The following is a 22340-nucleotide window of genomic DNA, read 5'->3' as shown; positions in this document are numbered from 1 at the left end:
GAGCGACCGAGAGACAGCCGAAGAGATCTCGCAGCTGCTCTACCATCTGCAGGTGATGATGCTGGCGAAGGGCCTCAGCCCCGCCGACGTGTACAAACACCTCTGACCCTCCACAAACCCCCCCCCCCCTGGCGGCCCCCCCCAGGCGGCCCGTGCTGGCGCCCGCGCTGGCGGCCCGTTTTGCGCAAAAGCACCCAAACCCCCGAGGTTGGGTGCTTTTGCGCAAAGTGGGGCGGGTATGCGGGGCGGCCGGGCCGGCGGGCGAGCATGCGGGGGCGGGGCGGCGGATGGGAGGGCAGGTGGGCCGGCGGGCGGGCGGGCGGGCCGGCGGGCCGGCGGGCCGGCGGGCCGGCGGGCGAGCATGCGGTGGCGGGCGGGCGCGGTGGCGGGTCGCGTAGATTGTCGACGTGGCCTCCTTCACGCGTCTCCTCGGTACCGTTCTCCGATCGCTCGCTTCCAGCCTGCCCGCACGCAGGGCACCTGCGGCGACCGGCGGGTCGGGCACTCGCACGACCACCTCGTCGTCGCGCCCGGCACCGCTGCCGACCGACGCGACCCGCACCGTCGAGATCGACTCGCGCTCACTCGGGCACCAGAAATTGAGCTACTCGCCACACGCCGACGCTCGACCCGACCCGGGCGAGGTCGTCTGGACCTGGGTGCCGTACGAGGAGAACGACGGCCGCGGCAAAGACCGCCCCGTGCTGGTTCTGGCGCGGCTGAGCGCCAACACTGTTCTGGGCGTGCAGCTCACGAGCAAGGAGCACGAGGGTGATCTCGGTTCACTCGAACTCGGCCGCGGCCCGTGGGATCAGACGGGGCGGGCGTCCTGGGTGCGCCTCGACCGACTCTTCCGCGTGAACGACGCCAGCATGCGTCGTGAGGGAGCGGCCCTGGATGCTGCCCGATACGCGCGGGTGGCAGAAGCACTGCAGCAGCGCTACCGGTCCTGAGCCACTCTTCCGACCCGCCGACGCTCGACCCCACCGGACGCGCGACCCCACCGGACGCACTACCCACTGGACGCGCGACCCCACCGGACTCTCGACCCCACCGGGGAACGTGCGTGGGGTGTGTGGAGTGGGCGATACCGGACTCGAACCGATGACCTCTTCGGTGTGAACGAAGCGCGCTACCAACTGCGCCAATCGCCCGAGAACGTGGTGGGAACCGCAGGGGAATCCCGATCTCGTGCTCGTCGATCTTAGCCGACCGCGAGCCCCGAACGCACATCGAGCGGGTGTGACGACACGCGATCCGCGTGGTTTGGTTTTGTGTCGGGGGTTCGGGTAGAGTCTTCCGAGCACGCAGTAATGCGGGTTGAAGTAAGTGCGGATGTGGCGCAGTGGTAGCGCACAACCTTGCCAAGGTTGGGGTCGCGAGTTCGAATCTCGTCATCCGCTCGAGTGTTGAAGTACCGGGGGTAACCCTCCACATGGTGGCGTGGCCGAGAGGCGAGGCAGCGGCCTGCAAAGCCGTCCACACGGGTTCAAATCCCGTCGCCACCTCGCTCGAATGAAATGTAAGACACTCACATGCACGAAATTGACCATGGGCGGTTGGCGCAGCGGTAGCGCGCTTCCCTGACACGGAAGAGGTCGCTGGTTCGATCCCAGTACCGCCCACAGAAGACTGAAGGCCTCGATACTCTCGGGGCCTTTTGTCGTTGAGGGCGCGGGTGGGGCTAGCCGTGGGCGTCGCTGAAGGCGAGCATGGCCAGCAGGATCGCGACCGCGGCGATCAGGGCCAGGGCCACGAGCCGGATGACCAGCCAGGCCCGGGAACGGACAAACTGACGACGGCGCTCCCGGCGGCTCATCGTTCTTGCTGCTGACATCGGCGTGACCCCTCACCTCAGCTGACACCCGGAGCGGGCTGCGGCCCGCTCGCGCCCCGGGCATCCAGTGCCCGTCTCCTCAACGCTAGCGGAAACGGGGTGGTGAGTATCCCCCAAATGGGGGATGGATACCGGCCCGACTCATTCCCGTAACATCCCCGTAGCCCAACCCCGCAGAACCGGTTGCGCAGGGCGCGTGATAGCCTCAGCCGACCCGGCAGCGTCGCCGGAAGCAGAGGGAGCACACCATGCCGGATCTCAACGTCGTCGCCGTTCTGAAAGCGAAGCCGGGGGCGGAGCAGATCGTCGGCGACGCGCTCCGCGGGCTTGTGCAGCCGACCCGTGCCGAGGAGGGCTGCGTCAGCTACGACCTCTACTCGTCGGCTACAGCTCCCGGAACCTTCTTCACCATCGAGAAGTGGCGTTCGCAGAGCGATCTCGACGGGCACATGCAGACCGCTCACATCCAGCAGGCGCTGTCGATCGCCGGGGAGCACCTGGCTGAGGCACCCGACATCAACCCGCTGCTGCCGGTCTGAGACCCGACCCACTCTGCCCTTCGCTACTGCTACGCTGCCGCGAGTACCGGGAGAGCAGCATGCTGCCCGCGAGCAGAACGTGCTCGAGGTGCATCGGCTGAAGGGGGATGCTCGCCGCCGCGTGCGAGATTCGTGGTCCGACTCCGCCTTCAAGAGTCGGGCTCGTCGTCAGGCAGAGTTCGTCGAGAAGATCGGCGGCCACGAGTGTGCCGAGCAGCGTCGGCCCGCCCTCGCAGTGGATCTGCGACAGCCCCCGCTCGACGAGTGCCGCCACGAGGCGCAACGCCTCCACCCGGGTCTCGCCGCAGTCCACCACCTCAGAGACCTCTGAGAGAGTCGCCCGCCGGGAGGCGGGTGCGGTCCGAGCGGTCAGCACGAGCGGCCTGACCGGCGCTGCGGCGAAGAGGTCGTTCGCCGGGTCGAGGTCGAGGCGTCCGCTGACGACGGCGAACACCGGATGCTCGGGGAGCCCGTTCGCAAGACGCCAGGCCACAGCCTCCGGTGCCAACCGCAGCGCACCGTACCCTTCCGAACGAACGGTTCCGGCGCCGACGATCACCACGTCGCACAGCTGACGGAGCAGGTCGAACACCCGTTTGTCGGATGGTGCGCCCAGCGCGCCGGAGAGACCGGAGGCCGTCGCAGAACCGTCGAGGCTCGCGACGACGTTGGCGCGAACGAGGGTCGCAGAACGATCGGCCACGCTGTAGGCCGACAGCAGCTCGGCGTCGGTGAGAGCATCCGGAGCCCCCGCAGGGTGCCGAGCCGTCGGGTAGAGACTGATGATGCCGTGGGTCACCGGGTTCTCCATTCACACGAGAGGGACGGGTCAGACGTTGTGCACCGCGTGCACGGGGTCGCGCCAGCCGAGGATGCCCTCGAGCATGCGCATCGCATCCACCGAGGCCACCACGTCGTGCATGCGGACGATGCGCGCGCCGAGCAGCACGCTCGCGCTGGCGGCCGCCAGCGAGCCGGCGAGTCGGTCGGCCTTGTCCCGGCCGAGTGTCTCGCCGATGAAGTCCTTGTTCGACATGGCCGCGAGCACGGGAAAGCCGAGCGCGGCGACCTCGGGCAACCGCCTTGAGAGTTCGAGCGTCTGCGCCGTGTTCTTGTTGAGGTCGTGCCCCGGGTCGACGATGAGGCGTTCTTCGGGAATGCCCCGACTGAGGGCGAAGTCGATGCGGGCCGAGAGGAATGCGGCGATCTCGCCCGCTACGTCGAGGTACTGCGGGCGGGGGAACGGTTTTCGCGGTTCGGCCCTGCTGTGCGTGATGACGAGGGTCGCAGAGCTGTCGGCCACCACATCGGCGAGCCGAGGGTCGTGGATGCCCGTGGTGTCGTTGATCACCGACGCACCGGCCGCGATCGCCGCCTCTGCGACCTCGGAACGGAAGGTGTCTACGGAGATGACCACGTCGGACTCGGCGGCCAGCGCCTCGACCACCGGCACCACCCGGCGAAGCTCCTCGGCGAGAGGCAGCTCGGGCCCGGGCGCGAACGGCACCCCTCCGATGTCGACCCAGTCTGCGCCGTCGAGCACCGCCTGCACGGCCGCCGCGACGGCGCGGTCGAGGGCGAACGTTCTGCCCCGGTCGTAGAAAGAGTCGGGCGTGCGGTTGATGATCGCCATGACCGCGATCTGGCGGCTGAAGTCGAAGCGGCGCCCCCCGATCGTGCGGAGCGGTACCGCGATCGGGGGCACGAACAGCCCGCCGGGCGCCGGGTGCTCGGGGCTGGCACAGGTCATGGCTCCATCTTCGCAGCACTAAAGTTGAAGCACACCGAGCACTACTGAGGAGCCGCACGTACGTGAGTGACATCATCCAGGTCGAGAACGCCAGCACCGGGTTCGAACTCTTCACCGATCGAACGATCGTGGCGATGAAGGTCAATGGCGAGCTGCGCGACCTGGCCGCCACAGCGCAGACCGGCGACTACGTCGAGGGCGTCGCGCTCTCTTCTCCCGACGGACTGAACATCCTGCGCCACTCGGCGACCCATGTGCTGGCGCAGGCTGTGCAGTCGATCAACCCCGAAGCGAAGCTGGGCATCGGGCCGCCCGTGACCGACGGTTTCTACTACGACTTCGATGTGTCGACCGCGTTCACCCCTGACGACCTGAAGACCCTCGAGAAATCGATGGAACGCATCATCCGGCAGGGCCAGCGTTTCGTTCGTCGTGTGGTCACCGAAGACGATGCCCGGGCCGAACTGGCGAACGAGCCGTACAAGCTGGAGCTCATCGGCATCAAGGGCGGCTCGGCAGCCGAAGACGAGTCGGTCGAGGTGGGCGGCACCGAGCTCACCATCTACGACAACGTCGACCCGAAGACGGGCGAGACCGTCTGGAAAGATCTCTGCCGAGGGCCGCACCTGCCGAACACACGGATGATCGGCAACGGTTTCGCGCTCACCCGCCTGGCGGCGGCGTACTGGCGCGGGTCGGAGAAGAACCCCCAGCTGCAGCGCATCTACGGCACGGCCTGGCCGTCGAAAGACGAACTGCGCGCGCACCAGTCGCGGCTGGAGGAGGCCGCCAAGCGCGACCACCGTCGCATCGGCGCCGAGCTCGACCTCTTCTCCTTCCCCGAAGAGATCGGATCCGGTCTCGCGGTCTTCCACCCGAAGGGCGGCATCATCCGGCAGGAGCTCGAGAACTACTCGCGCAAGCGCCACATCGAGGCCGGCTACGACTTCGTGAACACCCCGCACATCACCAAGGCCAACCTCTTCATGACCAGCGGTCACCTGCAGTGGTACGCCGACGGCATGTTCCCGCCCATGCACCTCGACGAGGAGCGCGACGCCGACGGCAACATCACCCGGCAGGGCCAGGACTACTACCTGAAGCCGATGAACTGCCCGTACCACAACCTCATCTTCCGCGCCCGCGGCCGCAGCTACCGCGAGTTGCCGCTGCGCATGTTCGAGTTCGGCTCCGTCTACCGCTACGAGAAGAGCGGCACCCTGCAGGGCCTCACCCGGGTGCGGGGCATGACCCAGGATGACGCGCACATCTACGTGACGCCGGAGCTGGTCAAGTCCGAGCTGACATCCACCCTGCAGTTCGTGCTCGATCTGCTGAAGGACTACGGTCTCGACGACTTCTACCTCGAACTCAGTACGCGAGACGCGACCAATCCGAAGTTCATCGGCGCCGACGACCTCTGGGAGAGCGCGACGGAGACCCTGCGGGAGGTCGCGATCGAATCCGGGCTCGAGCTCGTGCCCGATCCCGGGGGAGCGGCGTTCTACGGTCCGAAGATCTCCGTGCAGGCCCGAGACGCGATCGGCCGCACCTGGCAGATGTCGACCATCCAACTCGACTTCAACCAGCCCGAGCGGTTCGAGTTGGAATACACGGCTTCCGATGGCACCAGGCAGCAGCCGATCATGATCCACCGGGCGCTGTTCGGGTCGATCGAGCGCTTCTTCGCGATTCTCACCGAGCACTACGCCGGTGCATTCCCGGTCTGGCTCTCTCCGGTGCAGGTGGTCGGCATCCCGATCGCCGAACAGTACGAGGAGTACCTCGGCGACCTGATCGGCCAGCTCAAACGGCGAGGTGTGCGCGCGGAGCTCGACCGTTCCGACGACCGCATGCAGAAGAAGATCCGCACCCACACGAAGGAGAAGGTGCCCTTCCTGCTGATCGTGGGCGAGGACGACCGGGCCGGCGGCACCGTCAGCTTCCGTTTTCGTGACGGCACGCAGGAGAACGCCGTGCCGGTGGCCTCGGCCATCGAGCGCATCGTTGCAGCCATCGAGAACAAGGCGCAGGTCACCTCAGCCGGGCAGATCTGATGACCTCCGACTCCGAGGGCGTCGAGATCACCGACTCGAGCACCATGGCGGGTGTTCCTGACGCGTTCCAGCGACTGTGGACCCCGCACCGCATGGTCTACATCCAGAACGGCACGCAGCCGGGCGACGAGCAGTGCCCGTTCTGCATCGCCCCGACGCGGAGCGACGAGGATGCGCTCATCGTCGCCCGGGGTCGGCATGCCTACGTTCTGCTCAACCTGTTCCCCTACAACAGCGGTCATTTGCTCGTCTGCCCGTACCGGCACATCCCGCTCTACGACGAGGCGACCGCCGAGGAGACGGCGGAGATCGCGGGACTCACCCAGACCGCGATGCGGGTGCTGCGCGAGGTGTCGAACTGCGAGGGCTTCAACCTCGGCATGAACCAGGGTCGCATCGCGGGCGCCGGCATCGCCGACCACCTGCACCAGCACATCGTTCCGCGCTGGGCGACCGACTCGAACTTCTTTCCCATCATCGCCAAGACGAAGGCACTGCCCCAGCTGCTGGGGGACGTCCGCGCCTCTGTTGCCGCCGCCTGGCCCGCCTGAACCCGTCGATTTCTACATAGAATAGAAGAACTATGACAGACAGCACTCCCACCTCCTCCGTCGGCAGCACCCGCGTCAAGCGGGGACTCGCAGAAATGCTCAAAGGCGGCGTCATCATGGACGTCGTGAACGCCGAACAGGCCCGCATCGCCGAAGACGCCGGCGCCGTCGCTGTGATGGCCCTCGAGCGCGTTCCCGCCGACATCCGTTCGCAGGGGGGCGTCGCCCGCTCGAGCGACCCCGACATGATCGACGGCATCATCGCGGCCGTGTCCATCCCCGTGATGGCGAAGGCGCGCATCGGCCACTTCGTCGAGGCGCAGATCCTGCAGGCGCTCGACGTCGACTACATCGACGAGTCGGAGGTGCTGAGCCCGGCCGACTACGTGAACCACATCGACAAGTGGAACTTCACCGTTCCCTTCGTCTGCGGTGCGACCAACCTCGGCGAAGCGCTTCGACGCATCAACGAGGGCGCGGCCATGATCCGTTCGAAGGGCGAGGCCGGCACCGGCGACGTCTCGGAGGCGACCAAGCACATCCGCACCATCAATGCCGAGATCCGCGCGCTCACCGCTCTCGCACCCGACGAGCTCTATGTCGCGGCAAAAGAACTGCAGGCGCCCTACGCGCTGGTCGCCGAGATCGCCGAGACGGGCAAGCTCCCGGTCGTGCTCTTCACCGCGGGGGGTGTCGCGACGCCCGCCGATGCTGCGCTGATGATGCAGCTCGGCGCCGACGGCGTCTTCGTGGGCTCCGGGGTGTTCAAGTCGGGTGACCCGGCGAAGCGCGCCGCCGCGATCGTCAAGGCGACAACGTTCTACGACGACCCGCAGGTGGTTCTGGAGGCTTCGCGTGGGCTCGGCGAGGCGATGGTCGGCATCAACGTCGCCGACATCCCCGCCCCCCACCGCCTCGCAGAGCGTGGCTGGTAGCACGGGCGCTTCCGCGCCGGTCGGCGTTCTCGCCCTGCAGGGCGACTTTCGCGAGCACGCCGCCGTTCTGCGCTCGTTCGGCGCCGACGTCATCTCCGTGCGACGCCCCTCCGAGCTGGCGCAGGTCTCGGGGCTGGTCATCCCCGGCGGGGAGTCGAGCGTCATCGACAAGCTGTCGCGGATGTTCGGGGTCGCCGAGCCGCTGAAGGAGGCGATCGCGGCGGGTCTGCCCGTCTACGGCACCTGTGCGGGCCTGATCATGCTGGCCGACCGGCTCGTCGATGCGATCGCCGGGCAGCAGAGCTTCGGCGGACTCGACATCGCGGTTCGCCGCAATGCGTTCGGAAGCCAGAAGGACTCCTTCGAGGTCGACATCGACATTCCCGAACTGGGGGAGCCGGCCGTGCACGCGGTGTTCATCAGGGCGCCGGTCGTCGACGATGTGGGGGAGCGGGCATCCGTTCTCGGAGCGCTCGAGGACGGGCGGGTGATCGCCGTCGAACAGGGCAATCTGCTCGGCACCTCCTTCCACCCGGAGATGACCGAGGACTACCGCTTCCACCGACGTTTCTACAATCGCGTTCTCGAGGTCGGTTTCCAGCGATAGCGCCCGATCGATGGGGCCCCGTGTCGGCGATGTTTTAGACTGGGTGAGAATTTTCGAGGAGAGCACTATGTCAGGTCATTCCAAGTGGGCCACCACCAAGCACCAGAAGGCCGTCACCGACGCCCGGCGCGCGAAGTCGTTCGCGAAGCTGATCAAGAACATCGAGGTCGCGGCGCGCCAGGGCGGCGCAGACCTGGTGGGCAACCCCACGCTCGTCGACGCCGTGCAGAAGGCCAAGAAGACCTCCGTGCCCAAAGACCTCATCGACCGTGCCGTCAAGCGCGGTGCCGGTGTGGGCTCTGAGGCCGTCGACTACCAGACCATCATGTACGAGGGATACGGCGCGAACGGAGTGGCCATTCTCATCGAGTGCCTCACCGACAACAAGAACCGCGCTGCCGCAGACGTTCGCACGATCATGACCCGCAACGGCGGAACCATGGGAGACCCGGGCAGTGTCGCCTACAACTTCCACCGCAAGGGTGTCATCACGGTCGCCCACGCCGACGGGCTGAGCGAAGACGATGTGCTGGTGGCCGTGATGGATGCGGGGGCAGAAGAGGTGACCGACCACGGGTCGACGTTCGAGGTGCTGACCGAGGCGACCGACCTGGTCGCGAACCGAACCGCGCTGCAAGACGCCGGTATCGACTACGAGTCGGCCGATGTGGAGTTCGTGCCGAGCCTCAAGATCGAGGTCGACGCCGACACGGCACGCCGGGTGTTCAAGTTGATCGACGCGCTGGAAGACAATGATGATGTGCAGAACGTCTACAGCAACTTCGACCTGAGCTCCGAGGTCCAGGCCGAGCTCGAAGAAGACTGAGCCGCGGTGCCCGGCCGGCCGGCACTCCCGTGAGGATCGCGTCGTGAGAGTGCTCGGCATCGACCCCGGCCTGACGCGCTGCGGCGTCGGTATCGTCGACGTGACCGAGGGCCGCGTTGCCACGCTCGTGCACGTGACCGTGATCCGAACGCCCGCGGGGCACCAGCACGAGAGCCGTCTTCTGACGATCAGTACCGAGCTCGAGGCCCTGATGGACGAATACCGGCCCGAGCGCGTCGCCCTCGAGCGCGTCTTCGCCGACACCAACGTCAGTACGGTGATGGGCACGGCCCAGGTCAGTGGCCTCGCGATGCTCGCGGCCGCCAAGCGTTCGCTGCCGATCGGCATGCACACGCCGACCGAGGTCAAGGCTGCTGTCACCGGATACGGCCAGGCCGACAAGAAGCAGGTCGGCACGATGGTCGCCAAGATCCTCCGCCTGGCGGTCATTCCGAAGCCGGCGGATGCGGCCGACGCCCTCGCCCTCGCCATCTGCCACGCGTGGCGTTCCCCGCTCGGCCGCCTGGCGGGCAGTGCGACGGCCGACCTGCACGGCGGTGCCGAGTCGCGCGACCGCCCCGACAGAGCGCTGACCGGAGCGCAGGCGGTGTGGTTCGCCGCGGAGCAGGCCGCCAAGGCCGCCAGCCCCGAGCGCCGCGGCCTCCGCCGCTGACCTGTATCTCTTCGACGCTCCGCATGTCGGAGGTTCGAAAGTGTGTACGAGTCATAGGGTTGATTCGTGATCTCCAGTCTTCGCGGTACCGTGCTCGCAGCTGTCGGCTCGGCCGTCGTCATCGAGGTTTCCGGGGTGGGTTACTCCGTACAGGTCACGCCCGCGCACGCGCTGTCCCTGCGCGTGGGTCAGGAGGCGTTCGTTGTCACGACCCTCATCGTGCGGGAAGACGCGCTCTCGCTCTTCGGGTTCGAAGGCGCCGACTCGCTCGAGATCTTCTCCCTCCTGGTGGGTGTGACAGGTGTCGGGCCGAAGTCGGCGCTGGGCGTGCTCGCTGCCCTCACACCGTCCGAGATCGCCCAGGCCGTCACGCGGGACGACGATTCCGTGTTCCGCCGCGTCACAGGTATTGGGCCGAAGACGGCGAAGCTGATCGTCGTGTCGCTCACGGGCAAGGTCGCCGGGTTCTCTGCCGGGACCGCCGCGGGCCGGGTGCCGTCGTTCACAGGCCAGACGTCGATCCGCGACGACGTGCTGGTGGCTCTGGTCGGTCTCGGCTGGAACGATCGCAGTGCATCCGAAGCCCTCGACCGCGTGCTGCTCACCGCCAGTGACGACGTCGACACGATGAGCGTGCAGTCCCTGCTGCGTCTGGCACTCAGCGAACTCGGCCCGCGCCAGGGTTCGGCGGGCCCCCGATGAGCGCCGACGAACTGCTGCAGCCCGAGCTGGGTTCCGAGGCGGAGGTCGCCTTCGAGGGAGCGCTTCGGCCCAAGAGCCTGGCGGAGTTCGTGGGCCAACAGCGGGTGCGCGGGCAGTTGCAGCTGCTGCTGGATGCTGCGACCATCCAGAACCGCACCCCCGACCACATTCTCCTGGCCGGCCCTCCGGGCCTCGGCAAGACCACGCTCGCCATGATCGTTGCGCACGAGAGCGGGCGACCGCTTCGCATGTCGAGCGGCCCTGCCATCCAGCACGCGGGCGACCTGGCCGCAGTGCTGTCCTCCCTGGTGCCGGGGGAGGTGCTGTTCGTCGACGAGATCCACCGCATGGCGCGTTCGGCCGAGGAGCTGCTCTACCTCGCGATGGAGGACTTCCGCATCGACATCATGGTGGGAAAGGGGGCTGGCGCGACATCCATCCCCCTCGACCTCGCACCGTTCACGCTCGTGGGCGCCACCACTCGGTCGGGGCTGCTCCCGAACCCTCTTCGCGATCGGTTCGGTTTCACGGCGCACCTCGAGTTCTACGACCCCGAGGAGCTGGTGCATGTGCTCCGCCGGGCCGCGGTGATGCTCGAACTCTCGATCGAGGAGTCGGCGCTGATCGAGATCGCGGGTCGCTCCCGGGGAACGCCGCGAATCGCGAACCGGCTGCTGCGGCGGGTGCGCGACTACGCGCTGGTGCACGGGGGAGAGGCGACCCGGGCGGTGGTGCGCTCGGCACTCGAACTGTACGACGTCGACGAACGGGGGCTCGACCGGCTCGACCGGGCCGTGATGATGATCCTCCTCACGCGGTTCAACGGTGGCCCGGTGGGCCTGAACACGCTGGCGGTCTCGGTCGGCGAGGAGTCGGAGACCATCGAATCGGTCGTCGAGCCCTTCCTGGTGCGCATCGGGCTCATCGTACGAACCCCGCGCGGCCGCGTCGCCACACGGGAGGGCTGGCGGCACTTCGGCATGACGCCGCAGAAGGATGTCGCTCCGGGGCAGGCCCAGCCCCTGTTCGGCGATGAACTATGATTCAAGCTGGCGCTCAGCCCCGATCAGTACACTGGAGCCGTCAACACCCCCAACCCCGTGGAAGGCTCTCTACTCTCAATGGATCCGTTAACCCTGATCATGCTGGCCGTGCTGGCCGTTCTCATTATCTTCATGGTGCGCAACAGCCGCAAGCGCAAGCGTGAGACCGAAGAGCTGGCGACGAAGATCACGGAGGGGGCCTATGTCATGACCAACTTCGGCGTCTACGGCACCATCCTGTCGATCGATGTCGAGAACAACCAGATCATGCTCGAGACCACCCCGGGCACCGTTCTGAAGGTGCACCGCCAGACGGTCACCCGCGTCGTTCCCACCGAAGAAGAGGTCGCCCTCGATCGTGCCGAGACGGCCGACGACGAGACCTCGCCCGAGTTCGGTGAGCGCGTCCACGAACCCCTCCTCGAGAAGAAGCCCGTCGATGGCGGTACGATGCTCAACGGTGTTCCTCTCGACGAACACGGCAACCCCCGTCAGTCGGCCGAGTAACCCCAACCCGTTCACGAGTTCGCGGCAGACGACTGCTTCGACGCGGGCCAGAGGCGTCATGCCGTAGGCTCATGCGTCGGCAGCACTCTGCCGCGGGGGCGTCATAGAAAGCTGAGTTTCGCAGGTGGCAAAATCAACCGCCGTCAAGAGAGCCAGGCGCACACTGGTGTGGCTCCTTGTCATCTTCATCGCCCTTGCAGGCGTCAATCTCGCAGGAACGATCTGGGGCGGTGGGTCGTTCACACCGAAACTGGCTCTCGACCTCGAGGGCGGCACGGAGATCATCCTTGCCCCGAAGACCGGCGGTGCGGCCGTCTCCGACGAGCAGGTCGCGCAGGCCGTGTCGATCATCCGGCAGCGCGTCGACGCCAGCGGTGTCTCCGAGGCGCAGATCTCGACCCAGGGTGGGCAGAACATCGTCGTTTCCATCCCGGGCACACCGGATGACGCGACGCTGGCCCGCATCGAGGCGTCGGCGAAACTCGACTTCCGGGCTGTGCTCGTCTCCGACGCTGCATCGGTTCCCACCACGACACCGACCCCGGGCCTCAGCGCGACGCCCACGGTCGCCCCGACCAACGCGAGCGACCTGGCGTACGTCACTCCGGCGCTCGAAGACCAGTTCCTGAACATCGACTGCACGTCGACCGCGGCGACGGATGCCGGCCAGGCGCCCGCCGACCAGCCCCTGGTGGCCTGTGGTGAAGACGGCGCGAAGTACATCCTCGGCCCGGTCGAGGTGGCCGGAGACACGATCTCGAACGCCACGAGCGGCGTCGCCCAGACCAGCTCCGGAGCATCGACCGGCCAGTACGTGGTCAACATCTTCTTCAACGACCAGGGCAGCAGCGAATTCGCCAGCGTTACAACACGGCTCTCGGGCCTCACCGGGGCTCAGAACCAGTTCGCCATCGTTCTCGACGGCAAGGTCATCTCGGCGCCGCGCACCCTCGCCGTCATCACCAACGGCGAGCCGCAGATCTCCGGCAACTTCGACGCCGCGTCGTCGAAGACCCTCGCCGACCAGCTGAAGTTCGGCGCACTGCCGATCAGCTTCACCGTGCAGAGCCAGAACACCATCTCGGCGACCCTCGGCTCGACCCAGCTGATCAGCGGTCTGATCGCCGGTCTGATCGGTCTCATCCTCGTCGTGCTGTACTCGCTCGCGCAGTACCGCGTGCTCGGCGTCGTGACCATCGCCTCGCTCGTCGTGGCCGGCACCCTCACCTACCTGCTCGTCGACCTGCTCTCCTGGCGCGCGGGCTACCGCCTCTCGCTGGCCGGTGTCGCGGGTCTCATTGTGGCGATCGGTATCACCGCCGACTCGTTCATCGTCTACTTCGAACGAATACGCGACGAACTGCGTGACGGGCGCGGGCTGCCCTCCTCTGTGCAGGCCGGGTGGAAGCGGGCGATCCGCACGATCTTCGCCTCCGACCTCATCAACCTGATGGCCGCTGTCGTGCTGTACATCGTCGCCGTCGGAAGCGTGAAGGGCTTCGCGCTCACCCTCGGTCTCACGACGATCATCGACCTCGTCGTGGTGATGATGTTCACGCATCCTGTGATGACGCTGCTGGCCGAACTGCCCTACTTCCGCGACGGACACAGGACGAGCGGGCTCGATCCACGCCAGCTCGGTGCCGTGTACCGCGGCCGGGCGCAGTTCAAGAGCCCGTCTGCCGCCATTCCCCGATCGAAGCAGGAGTCGGCGAGCCGCGAGGCTGCCCGCCGCCAGACGATCGCGGAGCGCAAGTCAGCCGGTTCGACCACCATGGTGATCGATCCGCCCCGGCCGAGTGATGACACGACGAAGCAGCCGGGTACCGGCGGTTCCGACAAGGGAGCGAAGCGCTGATGGCCAAGTTCAGTGAGTTGGGCAACGATCTCTACACGGGCAAGCGCTCGTACAACATCATCGGTCGGCGCAAGCTCTGGTACGCGATCGCGGGAGTGCTCATCCTGGTGTCGATCGTCGGGCCGTTCCTGCGGGGCGGGTTCGTGTTCGGTATCGAATTCAGCGGTGGGTCGCAGTTCTCGATCTCGCAGGTGTCGAATGCCTCGCAGCAGGCCGGTATCGATGCCGTCAAGTCGGTCGACCCCGCGATCGTTCCCCTCGTCTCGACCCTCGGCCAGAGCGGCATCCGCATCCAGACCGACCAGCTCGGCGATGCAGAGCAGAACTCGGTGCGCGACGCCCTCGCGGCCGCCTACAGCGTTCAGCCCTCCGATGTCACCATCAACTTCATCGGGCCGACCTGGGGCGCCGACATCACCGGCCAGGCCATCCGTGGCCTGCTGATCTTCATCGCTCTCGCCGCGATCTTCATGGCGATCTACTTCCGAACCTGGAAGATCGCCCTGTCGGCGATGATCGCGCTGCTGCACGACCTGGTCATCACCGCGGGCATCTACGGCATCACCGGCTTCGAGATCACGCCTGCCGCTGTCATCGGGTTCCTCACCATTCTGGGCTACTCGCTCTACGACACCGTCGTGGTGTTCGACAAGATCCGGGAGAACACGGCGGAGTGGGGCGACAAGTCCACACGGACCTTCGGCGAGACGATCAACCTCGCGGTCAACCAGACCCTCGTGCGTTCAATCAACACCTCGGTCGTCGCGATGCTGCCCGTGGCCTCCATTCTGATCATCGGTGCCTTCGTGCTCGGTGCCGGCACGCTGCGCGACATATCGCTCGCGCTGCTCATCGGCATCTTCGTGGGAACGTATTCGACGATCTTCATCGCCTCACCGCTCTACGCACAGCTGCGGGAGCGCGAGCCGAAGATCCAGAAGGTCGACCAGCGGGTACTCGCTCAGCGCGCCGCCCGCGGATCGACCGCGCCAGAGAAGGTGACCGAGAGCATCTCTGCTCCGTGAGAGATAATGGTCTCGGAGGCTCTGTCATGACTGAAACCACCGCGACCAATGCGTCGCTGCGGCGCCTCGTTCCCCGCCTCTTCTCGCGGGCACAGCCGGCCGGGGCCGTCGACACCCTGATGCGCACGGTGCGGACGAATCATCCGAAGGCCGATCTCAGCATCATCGAACGCGCCTACACCGTCGCGGAGCGCGCTCACGACGGGCAGAAGCGACGAAGTGGCGAGCCCTACATCACGCACCCGGTCGCCGTGGCGCAGATCCTCGCGGAGCTCGGCATCGGAACCAAGACCATCGCCGCCGCTCTGCTGCACGACACGGTCGAAGACACCGACTACTCGCTCGGCGAACTGCGGGCCGAGTTCGGCGACGAGGTCGCGATGCTGGTCGATGGTGTGACCAAGCTCGACAAGGTCAAGTACGGCGAGAGCGCGCAGGCCGAGACGGTGCGCAAGATGATCGTGGCCATGTCGAAAGACATCCGCGTTCTCATCATCAAGCTCGCCGACCGCCTGCACAACGCCCGCACCTGGGGATTCGTCTCGCCGGAGTCCTCGACCCGCAAGGCTCAGGAGACGCTCGAGATCTATGCGCCACTGGCGCATCGGCTGGGCATCCAGGCCATCAAGTGGGAGCTCGAAGACCTCTCCTTCGCCGTTCTCTCGCCGAAACTCTACGTCGAGATCGAGAATCTCGTTCGACAGCGCACTCCGCAGCGCGAGGAGTACGTGCAACAGGTCATCGACATGGTCACCGATGACCTGAAGACGTCAAAGATCCGCGGCAAGGTCGCCGGTCGGCCCAAGCAGTACTACTCGATCTACCAGAAGATGATCGTTCGCGGTCGTGAATTCGACGAGATCTACGATCTGGTGGGCATTCGGGTTCTCGTCAATTCGGTGCGCGACTGTTACGCCGTGCTGGGCTCCATCCACGCCAGATGGACGCCCATGCCGGGCCGCTTCAAGGACTACATCGCCACCCCCAAGTTCAATCTCTACCAGTCGCTGCACACCACCGTGGTCGGGCCGGGTGGGCGGGCCGTCGAGATACAGATCCGCACCAATGAGATGCACCAGCGGGCCGAGTTCGGTGTGGCCGCGCACTGGAAGTACAAGGAGCGGGTCAACGCCGGCAAGACAGGCTCGACAGACGATCGGGGAGACGCCGACATGGCGTGGCTCGCCCGCATCTCCGACTGGCAGGCCGAGACGGTCGACCCGGGGGAATTCCTCGACTCCCTGCGCTTCGAGATCGGTGCCAAAGAGGTCTACGTCTTCACCCCCAAGGGTCGGGTCATCGGGCTTCCCGCCGGAGCGACGCCGGTCGACTTCGCGTATGCCGTGCACACCGAGGTCGGTCACCGCACGATGGGCGCGAAGGTCAACGGTCGCCTGGTGCCGCTGGAGAGCACGCTCGTCACGGGTGACGTCGTGGAGGTCTTCACGTCGAAGAACCCCGACTCGGGCCCCAGCCAGGACTGGCTGACCTTCGTTCAGAGCCCGCGGGCCCGCAACAAGATCCGCCAGTGGTTCACCAAGGAACGTCGCGACGAGGCCGTCGAGCAGGGTCGTGACTCCATCGCCCGCGCGATGCGCAAACAGAACCTGCCGCTGCAGAAGCTGATGAGCCAGGACTCGTTCACCGAAGTGGCCTCCCAGCTGAGCTACAACAGCGTCGAAGCGCTCTACGCCGCGATCGGGGAGGGACACGTCTCGACCCAGTCCGTGATCGAGAAGGTTCTCTCGTCGCTGCAGACCGAGGTCGAGAGCGACGACAGCGAGGTCGACCTCGTCGTTGGGCGGCGCCCGCGGTCGAGCCACAGCGAGTCGGGCGTTCTCGTACGCGGGGCCCCCGACATTCTCGTGAAGCTCGCCAAATGCTGCACACCCGTGCCGGGCGACGAGATCGTCGGGTTCGTCACCCGGGGCGCTGGCGTGTCTGTGCACCAGTCCGACTGCCACAACGTGAAGTCGCTGCTGCTCGAACCGGAGCGCATGATCGAGGTCGAGTGGGCCCCGTCGTCGAAGAGTGTCTTCCTGGTGCAGATACAGGTGGAGGCGCTGGACCGTTCCGGGTTGCTCTCCGACGTCACCCGGGTACTCTCTGAGCATCACGTCAACATTCTCTCGGCCACGGTGAGCACCTCACGCGACCGACTGGCGATCAGCCGGTTCGTCTTCGAGATGGGCGACACCACCCATCTCGACCGGGTGCTGAATGCGGTGAGGCGCATCGACGCGGTGTACGACGTGTACCGCGTCAGCGGAGGCTGAGGCACCCCCGCAACCGGGGCGGTCGTTCCTCTCCGCAAGCGCGAAGGCCTCACACAGCCTTCCCAGCGCCCGCACCCTGTTCGGTGTGTTGCGCGATCGGGTGAGCTGCGCGAGGCAGTCGTCGGGGGTCGCTGAAGCCGCGGCCAGCAGCTCGGCCAGCTGGCCGAGCTGCACTTCGCCGAAGGTGTCGGCACCCCTCGCGATGTCGACCGCAGTGCGCAGCATCGACGTCAGACGCACTCCGTGGTGCGTCTCGATGTCGCCCGGGGGGAGAACCACCTCGCGCACCACGATCCGCGCTGATCCGACCGCACGTCGACGCGTGCCGCTCGGCGTGCAACCCTGGTGCGGGGTCGGCGGCAGCGATCGAAACCCATGGGCCCAGAGTGCGCTCTGGCCCTCGAGCACGACACGGCCGGCGAGCAGCGACCTGACGGACTGCAGCCGGAGTGCAAGGGTCAGTGGCTGGTCGACCGACGTGAAACCGTCGTCGACGGCCATGAGTTCACCGTCGAGGCGCGCCGCACAGAGTTCGGCGAGGCTGAGGTCGGCGGAGGGGAAAAGCAGATCGGGCAACTGGGGCATGCCACCATCGTGCGTCCGCCCAGTACGCCCCACGTTCGCGAAGGAGCGATCTGTGGAGAACCGTTCGGCCGGGTGACCTGTGGAACAGCGGCGGAACTACCCCAGGGCGTCGAGCCAGACCTGGCGGGCATCCAGAGCCTCTCGCAGTTCGGCGACCTTCGAGGCATCGCCCGCGGCCTTCGCCACGTCGATCTCGAACTGCAGTTTCGCAATCGCGTCGGTGAGCTGGCCGGCGAGACCCTCGGCACGCGCCTTCTTCTCGGGATTGTTCTTCTGCCAGAAGTCGTCGTCGAGCTTGCGAACGGCGGCCTCGACCTTGCGCAGACGATCGTCGACCGACTTCACCTGGTCGCGCGGAACCTTGCCGATCTCGTCCCAGCGCCGCTGGATCGAGGTGAGCCGTTCGCGGGCGACGGCCCGATCGGTCTCGGTGAGAAGGGGCTCGGCCTCGTCGAGGAGGGCCAGTTTCAGGGTGAGGTTGCCCGCGAACTCTTCGTCGTCTTTCGCCACGACCTCGGTGCGCGCCGCGTAGATCATGTCGCCGGCGGCCTTGAACTTGTCCCACAGGGTGTCGTCGACCCGCTTGCCGGCGCGGCCCGCGTTCTTCCACTCCGTCAGCAGGTCGCGGTAGGCGTTGACGCCGTCGGCCCCCTTCGGAATGAGCGCCTCAGCGCGCTCGACGAGCTGCTGCTTCTTGGTGCGTGCGTCACGGTGGGCGGTGTCGAGTTCTGCGAAGAACGACTTGCGGTGACCCTCGATGATGGTGCGGGCGTCGCGGAACCTCTTCCACAGTTCGCCGGCCTCGGTGCGGGGGAGTCGCGGGCCGTCTTGCTGGTGCTTCTGCCAGCGTGCGAACAGATCGTCGAGGCGGGCGGTCACCTGCTTCCACTGCGCCTTGGCCGGGTCTTCGGCGGCGAGGGCTTCGACCTGGGTGACGATCGCGGTGCGTTCGGCGATGGCGTCGGCCAGCTGGGCCTTCGTCTCCTCCTGCTGCTTCTCGGTCAGCGACGAGACGACCTCTGTCAGAGCATCCACCCGCTTCTTCAACGCCGCGAGGTCGCCGATCGCGTTCGCGGTGTCGATGGCGCTCGACAGGGAGGAGACGGCTCGGCTGACATCGGATGCTGACGCACCGCGCCTGACGCGCTGCTCGAGTAGTGTCACCTGCCCCGCGAGATCGGTGTACTTCCGCTCGAAATAGGCGAGTGCCTCCTCGGGGGTGCCGTCGGGATACTGGCCGACGACGCGCTCTCCGGAGGGCTCGCGGAGGAAGACCGTACCGGTCTCATCGACGCGTCCCCAGGGATGCTGGTCACTGCTTATCACGAAATTCACCCTACTGCACGGTGACGCTGGTGATGGTGGTGGGAACGTTCGGCGTCTGCGTACCGCTTGCCACGCCCGCGGCGATGACTCCGGACTGGAGCTGGTCGAGCCCACTCGTGACCTGCCCGAGCACCGTGTACCCGCCCGCCGTGTCGGCCGGGATCGTCGAGTCGGCGTAGACGATGAAGAACTGGCTGCCCTGGCTGTAGGCCGCGTCGCCCTGGCGGGCCATGGCAAGAGTGCCGGCCGGGTAGACACCGCCGGCCGGCGCGTTCTCGACCGGTCCGTAGGAGTATCCCGGCCCGCCCGTGCCGTCGCCGTTCGGGTCGCCGCACTGAAGAACGAAGATGCCCTCGGTCGTGAGCCGGTGGCAGGTGAGGTTGGTGTAGAAGCCGGCCTGCACGAGAGAGATGAACGACGACACCGCCTGCGGAGCCGCCACGCCATCGAGCGTGATGGCCAGGGGGATGCTGTTCAGCGTGAGCGTCCCGGTCCAGTCCCGACCCTGGGCGACGGTGGTGGGCGGGACGTCTCCGGTGTTGCCCGTGGCGCTGGGGGTGGTCGTCGGCGTGGCGGTGGGCTCGGGCGTCGCCGACGTGGAGGGAGTGGGTGCGGGCATGCCTGGGCCGCCCGAGAAGTAGAAGAGCTGCGCGAGGACCGCAAGAACGATGACCACGAGCAGCGCGATGACGGCGAGCAGGTTGTCGCGCCGGCGACGGCTGACCTGCGAGGCATGCACGCTCTGGCGGGCCTGGTAGTTGCGGAGCCGCTGCTTGGCTTCGCGTGCCTCACGCTCGGAATTGCTCGGTGCCACGAATCCTCCGTCGACGACTGTTCTGGCGCGAGAACTGCGACAGACCCCCGAGAACTTTACGGTGAATCGTACGCGCAGTTGAAAAGGACAGGCTCAGGATGCCCGTGCCGAGCCGCCGGGCGCCGGTGTCGGTGGTGGCGACTACCGTAGAAGCCATGGCCGGAACGCAGCAGGGGCTCCACGCGGGAGCCGTGCCCCTCGCGGTACGGATGCGCCCGCGAAGCCTCGAGGAGGTCGCCGGTCAGAAGCATCTGCTGCGGCCGGGATCACCGCTCGTCAACCTCGCCTCCGACACCAGTGTCGCGCAGGGGTCGGTGTCGATCATCCTGTGGGGCCCGCCCGGAACCGGCAAGACCACCCTGGCGCAGGCCATCGCGCACAGTTCGAACCGCAAGTTCGTCGAGCTCTCCGCGGTCACGGCCGGAGTGAAAGACGTGCGCCAGGTGATGGAGGAGGCGTTCCGCAGCCGCGATCTCTACGGGGTCTCGACGGTGCTCTTTCTCGACGAGATCCACCGCTTTACGAAGGCCCAGCAAGACGCACTGCTGCCGGGGGTCGAGAACGGCTGGGTCATCCTGGTCGCGGCCACCACCGAGAACCCGTCGTTCTCGGTCATCTCGCCCCTGCTCTCCCGCTCCCTGCTGTTGACGCTCGAGCCGCTCAGCGACCGCGATCTGGGCGTGCTCGTCGACAGGGCGGTGACGGATGCCCGGGGTCTCGCCGGGCGCGTCGCTCTCTCTGCCGAGGGACGGGCCACGATCATCCGGTTGGCGTCGGGCGACGCACGGCGGGCGTTGACGGCGCTGGAGGCCGCGGCGACATCGGTGCTGGCCGGCGCCGGCGCCGAACCTCGCGACGGCGAAGACCGCGACGGTGACGACGACGATGACGACGAAGACCGCGACGACGACGATGACGACGGGCCGGAACCCGCCGCGCTGCCCGAGATCACCGACGAGACCGTCGCCCAGGCCGTCGACCGGGCGCTGCTGCGGTACGACCGCAACGGCGACGAGCACTACGACGTGATCAGCGCGTTCATCAAGTCGGTGCGGGGTTCCGATGTCGATGCGGCCATCCATTACCTCGCACGAATGATCGAGGCGGGCGAAGACCCGCGGTTCATTGCACGGCGCATCATCATCTCGGCTGCCGAAGACATCGGCATGGCTGACCCGCAGGCCCTGGTCATAGCGACAGCGGCTGCCGACGCGGTGCAGTTCATCGGCATGCCGGAGGGGCGCATCCCGCTCGCCGAGGCCGTCGTCTACCTCGCCACCGCACCGAAGTCGAACGCCTCCTACCTGGCCATCGACAGGGCGATCGCCGATGTGCGCGCCGGGAAGATCGGGCGTGTGCCCAAACCGATGCGCGATGCGCACTACGCGGGCGCCAAACGGCTCGGGCACGGCAAGGGATACGTGTACCCCCATGACAGCGACCTCGGCGTGGTCGAACAGCAGTATCTGCCCGACGAGCTGAAGACGACGGAGTATTACCGACCGACCGAGCACGGCAACGAACGGGATGTCGCGGCACGGCTGGAGAAGATCCGCCGGATCACCAAAGGCTGAACCGCACTGTGGTAATCTTTTCGAGGCCTACTTCTGGGTATCTTTAGCGCGGCTGCGAGAGACCCCGACGAGGAACAGCGAGTTCTGTAGCCGAACCGCTTGGCCCATCCCTCCGATTTCCCCCGGCATCCATATGCCTGTGGGTCACCATTTCACCATTTCACTTTCGAAGGATGTTTGTGTCTACCAAGTCACGTACCCGCAGCAAGACCCGCCTTTCCCGGGCCCTCGGCATTCCGCTGACCCCGAAGGCCGCCAAGTACCTCGAGAAGCGTCCCTACGCTCCGGGTGAGCACGGCCGCACCAAGCGCAAGACTGATTCCGACTATGCGGTGCGTCTGCGCGAGAAGCAGCGCCTGCGCGCCCAGTACGGCATTCGGGAGGCCCAGCTCAAGATCGCGTTCGAGGAAGCCCGCCGCGGCAGCGGCCTGACCGGTGAGAACCTGGTCGAGCTGCTCGAGATGCGTCTCGACGCTCTCGTTCTCCGTGCGGGCTTCGCCCGCACGACGGCCCAGGCCCGCCAGCTGATCGTGCACCGTCACATCCTGGTCGACGGCGCCCGCGTGGACCGCCCGTCGTTCCGCGTGAAGCCCGGCCAGATGATCCACGTGCACGCCCGCTCAGAGGTTCTTCCTCCGTTCCAGGTGGCTGCCGCCGGCGGTCACGTCGACGTTCTGCCCAAGGTTCCCGGGTACCTGTCGGTCGAGATCGACAAGCTGCAGGCCCGTCTCGAGCGTCGCCCGCGCCGCGCCGAGGTTCCCGTGACCTGTGAAGTCCAGCTGGTCGTCGAGTACTACGCGGCACGCTAGCACCCGTTCGTCGTAGCGTTACGGATACGCTTGGGGCGGTCCATCT

21 protein-coding genes, 4 tRNA genes and 2 pseudogenes are annotated in these 22340 nt (G+C 66.9%); 20 read left to right on the top strand and 7 right to left on the bottom strand.

Annotation, left to right across the window (positions count from 1 at the left end; genetic code table 11):
* Both hisE and B7R24_RS08180 read left to right on the top strand, forming a co-directional pair.
* Positions 1-106: pseudogene (gene hisE, locus B7R24_RS08185) on the top strand (phosphoribosyl-ATP diphosphatase); the annotation flags it as partial.
* 301 nt (positions 107-407) lie between these two features.
* Complete coding sequence (locus B7R24_RS08180; protein WP_216363636.1) at positions 408-953, top strand: type II toxin-antitoxin system PemK/MazF family toxin; 546 nt, start codon at positions 408-410, stop codon at positions 951-953.
* Between the two features lie 128 nt (positions 954-1081).
* Here the strand turns inward: B7R24_RS08180 and B7R24_RS08175 are convergent.
* Positions 1082-1154, bottom strand: a tRNA-Val gene (locus tag B7R24_RS08175).
* A 177-nt stretch (positions 1155-1331) separates the two neighbouring features.
* On the opposite strand from B7R24_RS08175, the gene B7R24_RS08170 reads away from it, so the two are divergent.
* From B7R24_RS08170 to B7R24_RS08160, 3 genes are all read left to right on the top strand, one after another.
* A tRNA-Gly gene (locus B7R24_RS08170) sits at positions 1332-1403 on the top strand.
* Between the two features lie 34 nt (positions 1404-1437).
* Positions 1438-1508, top strand: a tRNA-Cys gene (locus B7R24_RS08165).
* Between the two features lie 45 nt (positions 1509-1553).
* Positions 1554-1625, top strand: a tRNA-Val gene (locus tag B7R24_RS08160).
* 59 nt (positions 1626-1684) lie between these two features.
* On the opposite strand, the gene B7R24_RS17575 is transcribed toward B7R24_RS08160, so the two are convergent.
* A complete protein-coding gene (locus tag B7R24_RS17575; protein ID WP_172582748.1) occupies positions 1685-1837 on the bottom strand; it encodes a hypothetical protein in 153 nt (50 codons plus the stop codon).
* A 248-nt stretch (positions 1838-2085) separates the two neighbouring features.
* Between B7R24_RS17575 and B7R24_RS08155 the strand changes: the two genes are divergently transcribed.
* A complete protein-coding gene (locus B7R24_RS08155) occupies positions 2086-2376 on the top strand; it encodes a putative quinol monooxygenase (RefSeq protein WP_116418448.1) in 291 nt (96 codons plus the stop codon).
* Here the strand turns inward: B7R24_RS08155 and B7R24_RS08150 are convergent.
* The gene (locus B7R24_RS08150; RefSeq protein ID WP_253259331.1) at positions 2354-3175 is read right to left on the bottom strand and encodes a pyrimidine reductase family protein; all 822 of its coding nucleotides are present in this window, start codon (positions 3173-3175) and stop codon (positions 2354-2356) included. The two genes, B7R24_RS08155 and B7R24_RS08150, sit on opposite strands and share 23 nt — an antisense overlap.
* A gap of 30 nt (positions 3176-3205) precedes the next feature.
* Entirely contained in the window at positions 3206-4126 is a 921-nt protein-coding gene (gene folP, locus B7R24_RS08145; RefSeq protein WP_116418446.1) for a dihydropteroate synthase, read from the bottom strand.
* A gap of 134 nt (positions 4127-4260) precedes the next feature.
* Here folP and thrS point away from each other — a divergent pair, with 134 nt between their 5' ends.
* The 12 genes from thrS to B7R24_RS08085 all read left to right on the top strand — a co-directional run bounded on the left by thrS (position 4261) and on the right by B7R24_RS08085 (position 17186).
* On the top strand, positions 4261-6183 hold the full coding sequence (gene thrS / locus B7R24_RS08140) for a threonine--tRNA ligase (protein WP_216363648.1): 1923 nt from the start codon (positions 4261-4263) through the stop codon (positions 6181-6183).
* Entirely contained in the window at positions 6183-6734 is a 552-nt protein-coding gene (locus B7R24_RS08135) for an HIT family protein (RefSeq protein WP_116418444.1), read from the top strand. Before thrS ends, B7R24_RS08135 begins: the two co-directional genes overlap by 1 nt.
* 32 nt (positions 6735-6766) lie before the next feature.
* The gene (gene pdxS / locus B7R24_RS08130; RefSeq protein ID WP_116418443.1) at positions 6767-7669 is read left to right on the top strand and encodes a pyridoxal 5'-phosphate synthase lyase subunit PdxS; all 903 of its coding nucleotides are present in this window, start codon (positions 6767-6769) and stop codon (positions 7667-7669) included.
* A complete protein-coding gene (gene pdxT / locus B7R24_RS08125; RefSeq protein ID WP_116418442.1) occupies positions 7659-8276 on the top strand; it encodes a pyridoxal 5'-phosphate synthase glutaminase subunit PdxT in 618 nt (205 codons plus the stop codon). The genes pdxS and pdxT overlap by 11 nt, the downstream gene beginning before the upstream one ends.
* A gap of 67 nt (positions 8277-8343) precedes the next feature.
* On the top strand, positions 8344-9102 hold the full coding sequence (locus B7R24_RS08120) for a YebC/PmpR family DNA-binding transcriptional regulator (RefSeq protein ID WP_116418441.1): 759 nt from the start codon (positions 8344-8346) through the stop codon (positions 9100-9102).
* Between the two features lie 43 nt (positions 9103-9145).
* Positions 9146-9775 carry a crossover junction endodeoxyribonuclease RuvC gene (gene ruvC / locus B7R24_RS08115; RefSeq protein WP_116418440.1) on the top strand — a complete coding sequence of 210 codons (630 nt, stop codon included), beginning with the start codon at positions 9146-9148 and terminating at the stop codon, positions 9773-9775.
* Between the two features lie 66 nt (positions 9776-9841).
* A complete protein-coding gene (ruvA, locus tag B7R24_RS08110) occupies positions 9842-10477 on the top strand; it encodes a Holliday junction branch migration protein RuvA (RefSeq protein WP_116418439.1) in 636 nt (211 codons plus the stop codon).
* Complete coding sequence (ruvB, locus tag B7R24_RS08105) at positions 10474-11520, top strand: Holliday junction branch migration DNA helicase RuvB (protein ID WP_116418438.1); 1047 nt, start codon at positions 10474-10476, stop codon at positions 11518-11520. Before ruvA ends, ruvB begins: the two co-directional genes overlap by 4 nt.
* Before the next feature lie 78 nt (positions 11521-11598).
* Positions 11599-12027: a preprotein translocase subunit YajC gene (gene yajC / locus B7R24_RS08100; RefSeq protein WP_116418437.1), complete on the top strand. Its 429-nt coding sequence runs from the start codon at positions 11599-11601 to the stop codon at positions 12025-12027.
* Between the two features lie 124 nt (positions 12028-12151).
* Complete coding sequence (gene secD, locus B7R24_RS08095) at positions 12152-13885, top strand: protein translocase subunit SecD (protein WP_116418436.1); 1734 nt, start codon at positions 12152-12154, stop codon at positions 13883-13885.
* Positions 13885-14910 carry a protein translocase subunit SecF gene (gene secF / locus B7R24_RS08090; RefSeq protein WP_116418435.1) on the top strand — a complete coding sequence of 342 codons (1026 nt, stop codon included), beginning with the start codon at positions 13885-13887 and terminating at the stop codon, positions 14908-14910. Before secD ends, secF begins: the two co-directional genes overlap by 1 nt.
* A gap of 26 nt (positions 14911-14936) precedes the next feature.
* A complete protein-coding gene (locus B7R24_RS08085; protein ID WP_116418434.1) occupies positions 14937-17186 on the top strand; it encodes a RelA/SpoT family protein in 2250 nt (749 codons plus the stop codon).
* 78 nt (positions 17187-17264) lie between these two features.
* Here B7R24_RS08085 and B7R24_RS18515 read toward each other — a convergent pair.
* From B7R24_RS18515 to B7R24_RS08070, 3 genes and pseudogenes are all read right to left on the bottom strand, one after another.
* Positions 17265-17687: pseudogene (locus tag B7R24_RS18515) on the bottom strand (type IV toxin-antitoxin system AbiEi family antitoxin); the annotation flags it as partial.
* Positions 17688-17867: 180 nt separating this feature from the next.
* Complete coding sequence (locus tag B7R24_RS08075; protein WP_116418432.1) at positions 17868-19097, bottom strand: DUF349 domain-containing protein; 1230 nt, start codon at positions 19095-19097, stop codon at positions 17868-17870.
* 10 nt (positions 19098-19107) lie between these two features.
* On the bottom strand, positions 19108-19911 hold the full coding sequence (locus B7R24_RS08070) for a peptidylprolyl isomerase (RefSeq protein ID WP_116418431.1): 804 nt from the start codon (positions 19909-19911) through the stop codon (positions 19108-19110).
* A 155-nt stretch (positions 19912-20066) separates the two neighbouring features.
* Here B7R24_RS08070 and B7R24_RS08065 point away from each other — a divergent pair, with 155 nt between their 5' ends.
* Positions 20067-21485 carry a replication-associated recombination protein A gene (locus B7R24_RS08065; protein WP_116418493.1) on the top strand — a complete coding sequence of 473 codons (1419 nt, stop codon included), beginning with the start codon at positions 20067-20069 and terminating at the stop codon, positions 21483-21485.
* A gap of 173 nt (positions 21486-21658) precedes the next feature.
* Complete coding sequence (rpsD, locus tag B7R24_RS08060) at positions 21659-22294, top strand: 30S ribosomal protein S4 (RefSeq protein ID WP_172582747.1); 636 nt, start codon at positions 21659-21661, stop codon at positions 22292-22294.
* Positions 22295-22340 lie beyond the last annotated feature (46 nt).

It is taken from the genome of Subtercola boreus (assembly GCF_003399645.1).
Classification (GTDB): domain Bacteria; phylum Actinomycetota; class Actinomycetes; order Actinomycetales; family Microbacteriaceae; genus Subtercola; species Subtercola boreus_A.
This window is presented reverse-complemented; position numbering and strand designations above follow the sequence as displayed.

Bases quoted from the DNA above. Each gene is read 5' to 3' on its own strand.
- yajC (WP_116418437.1), top strand. From the start codon at position 11,599: ATGGATCCGTTAACCCTGATCATGCTGGCCGTGCTGGCCGTTCTCATT.
- B7R24_RS08155 (WP_116418448.1), top strand. From the start codon at position 2,086: ATGCCGGATCTCAACGTCGTCGCCGTTCTGAAAGCGAAGCCGGGGGCG.
- B7R24_RS08085 (WP_116418434.1), top strand. From the start codon at position 14,937: ATGACTGAAACCACCGCGACCAATGCGTCGCTGCGGCGCCTCGTTCCC.
- B7R24_RS17575 (WP_172582748.1), bottom strand. From the start codon at position 1,837: ATGTCAGCAGCAAGAACGATGAGCCGCCGGGAGCGCCGTCGTCAGTTT.
- folP (WP_116418446.1), bottom strand. From the start codon at position 4,126: ATGACCTGTGCCAGCCCCGAGCACCCGGCGCCCGGCGGGCTGTTCGTG.
- rpsD (WP_172582747.1), top strand. From the start codon at position 21,659: ATGTTTGTGTCTACCAAGTCACGTACCCGCAGCAAGACCCGCCTTTCC.
- thrS (WP_216363648.1), top strand. From the start codon at position 4,261: ATGAAGGTCAATGGCGAGCTGCGCGACCTGGCCGCCACAGCGCAGACC.
- B7R24_RS08120 (WP_116418441.1), top strand. From the start codon at position 8,344: ATGTCAGGTCATTCCAAGTGGGCCACCACCAAGCACCAGAAGGCCGTC.
- pdxS (WP_116418443.1), top strand. From the start codon at position 6,767: ATGACAGACAGCACTCCCACCTCCTCCGTCGGCAGCACCCGCGTCAAG.
- ruvB (WP_116418438.1), top strand. From the start codon at position 10,474: ATGAGCGCCGACGAACTGCTGCAGCCCGAGCTGGGTTCCGAGGCGGAG.
- B7R24_RS08065 (WP_116418493.1), top strand. From the start codon at position 20,067: ATGGCCGGAACGCAGCAGGGGCTCCACGCGGGAGCCGTGCCCCTCGCG.
- secF (WP_116418435.1), top strand. From the start codon at position 13,885: ATGGCCAAGTTCAGTGAGTTGGGCAACGATCTCTACACGGGCAAGCGC.
- B7R24_RS08135 (WP_116418444.1), top strand. From the start codon at position 6,183: ATGACCTCCGACTCCGAGGGCGTCGAGATCACCGACTCGAGCACCATG.